This window comes from Mesorhizobium sp. M7A.F.Ca.CA.001.10.2.1 (assembly GCF_003998575.1).
Taxonomy (GTDB): Bacteria; Pseudomonadota; Alphaproteobacteria; order Rhizobiales; family Rhizobiaceae; genus Mesorhizobium.
The window spans coordinates 1-2273 of the sequence record NZ_RZQY01000825.1; the positions used below are offsets into that span (position 1 = coordinate 1).

The following is a 2273-nucleotide window of genomic DNA, read 5'->3' on the forward strand; positions in this document are numbered from 1 at the left end:
GAAGGGTCCACAGGCGGCCTTGCGCACGGCATTGAGGAATTTGGCGTCCTTCTCCGGCGGCGCCGGGCCGACCTCGATCTTCTTGCCGTCCGACAGCGTGAAGCTGGCGATGTCGAGCGCGTTGCCGAACGCGTGTTCCGACAGTTTTCGGGTGCCGTTGCGTGGCCGGCAGACAAAGGCCGATGCCTGGCCGATCGATTTCAGGTCCTCACCGAATTCGGCTTTCGCCGCCGGCTGGATGACATCGGCGGCAAAACGCGCCGTCGCCTCGGCCATCTTGCAATTGAGCTCGGTGCCGGGGCCGATGGCGACGGACTTTCCAAGGTTCTTCAGCACGATGGGGTATGGGATCGAACAGCCGATTTCGGGCTGGCTTTCCGCCTTGTGTTCTTCGAATTCGACGCCGAGCGTCTTCAGTCGTTCGCGGCAGGCGACTTCCTCGGCTGGCATTTTCTCGTCGGGCAGATCGGCCGAGCGCGGATCGGGCAGCATCTTCTTCTCGTCCGCGTCCGCCGGCTTTTGCGACGGCTGCGGGCCAACGTTGGGCGGCTGAGCCTCGGGCTCCGCGATGTCGGGTTTTGGTGTCGGCGTTGGCGCGACCGCGGGCGGCTCCGGTTCGCTTTCGGTATCGGTTGAGGGTTCGGGAACTGACGACTCGGGGAGTGCCTGCTTTTCCTGGCGGGATTTTTCTTCGTTGGAACCTTCGGGCGCGCCGGTGGTCTTCGGAGCTTCCGTCTTCTGCTCCTGCGGCTTTGCAGTGTCAGCCTTCCGAGCGTCCGCCGGGCGCGGTTCCGGCACCGGAATGCCGGGCGCTGGTGCCGGAACAGATGGTCCAGGCACCGGAGCATCGGCAGGCAAGGGCAGCGGAGACTGCGTTTTCTGCTGTGTCTGCTTCGGCGTAACCGACCGATGTCTGCGTGGTTTCAGGCGCTTTCCGCCTCGCGGTTTAAGAGGCTGTTCGGCTCTTGGTGTCAACGGCTGCTCTATCCTCGGCGTCAACGGCTGGTGATGCCGATGGCGAAGTCTCGCCTCGGCCGGCATCACCAGTAAGGCCGTGACGGCCATGACGAACAAGATCCTGAACGTTCGGGAAAAGACAATCGACCCCATCGCCGTCAACGGCGCCGACGCAAGGTGGTTGCCTCGGCCGCATCACGAACGGTAACCGCTCCGTTACGCACCGATCGCTTCCAGCCCTTCCTCCAGCCAGTCGGCGAGCAGCGGCATGCCAAGCAGGTATTTCGCGGTGCGCTTGTTGGCGCGTTCGCGCGCGGCCGCCAGCGCGTCCGCCCATTCGGTGGCGTCGTAGTCGCCGCGACCGACCCAGGCCAGCGCGATCAGTTCGGCTGCTTCATCGACATTGAGGTCGTTGATCAGCTCACGCAGCTCTTCCTCGGTCAGATTCTCGGAGCTTTCCTCGGCAAGGCCGTCATGGTGATGGTTGACGTGGGACTCGCCATCGAGTTCGACCTCGTGCTCGGCGCCATCGGCATAGTCTTCATTGACGGCCGCACTCAGCGCCTTGGCCTTGAGGATGAACAGGCGCACAGTGTCGGGGCCGATCGAAAGCTCCCAGTCCTTTTCAAGCCGCCGCTGCAAGGGCCGTCTCCCTCAGGTCGTTTGCCGGATGATAGCGGATTTGCGGCATCCGTCACCTGATGTTCTCCGCACGCAATTTTCCGGGATGAAACGCAAGCCGACCGGCGTTAGTGTTGCATTCTCACCCTCCAGGAGGCTTCGATGCATAAAAGAGTGCTGATCCAGGTGGCGACTGCCCTTGTCGCGCTGCAGTTCCTTGCCGTTCCAGTGTTCGCCGCCGGCGGTGACAGTGGCGGCAGCGATAAGACGGTCACCCAATGCAAGAAGGGCGAAGTCTGGGACAAGAAGAAGAAAAAGTGCGTCGCACCCCAGGAGGGCATGCTCGACGACGACAGCATCTATGATGCTGGCCACGCGTTGGCGATGGCCGGGCGCTATGACGAGGCGATCGCCGTGCTCAGCCTTGCCGCCAACAAGCAGGATCCGCGCATCCTCAACTATCTCGGCTATTCGCACCGCCATTCCGGCCGCGTCACCGTCGGCCTCGGCTATTACGAGGAAGCGCTGCGCATCGATCCGAACTACACGCTGGTGCGCGAATATCTCGGCGAAGCGCATCTGCAGATCGGCGATCTGGCCGGCGCCCGGCAACAGCTGATGGAAATCGAGAAGCGGACCGGCAAGGGTTCGCGCGAATATGGCATGCTGGCCGAGCAGATCGACCATTTCATGAG

Annotated in this window: 3 protein-coding genes; 1 reads left to right on the forward strand and 2 read right to left on the reverse strand. The window is 62.9% G+C overall.

Annotated features, from left to right (window positions below):
• Both EN964_RS32225 and EN964_RS32230 read right to left on the reverse strand, forming a co-directional pair.
• A partial coding sequence (locus EN964_RS32225; RefSeq protein ID WP_164776200.1) for an extensin family protein occupies positions 1 to 987 on the reverse strand: 987 nt, incomplete at its 3' end.
• A gap of 186 nt (positions 988 to 1173) precedes the next feature.
• Complete coding sequence (locus tag EN964_RS32230) at positions 1174 to 1599, reverse strand: DUF3775 domain-containing protein (RefSeq protein WP_013530064.1); 426 nt, start codon at positions 1597 to 1599, stop codon at positions 1174 to 1176.
• 141 nt (positions 1600 to 1740) lie between these two features.
• Between EN964_RS32230 and EN964_RS32235 the strand changes: the two genes are divergently transcribed.
• Positions 1741 to 2273 (forward strand): tetratricopeptide repeat protein (locus EN964_RS32235; RefSeq protein WP_127277271.1); only part of this gene is annotated, 533 nt, incomplete at its 3' end.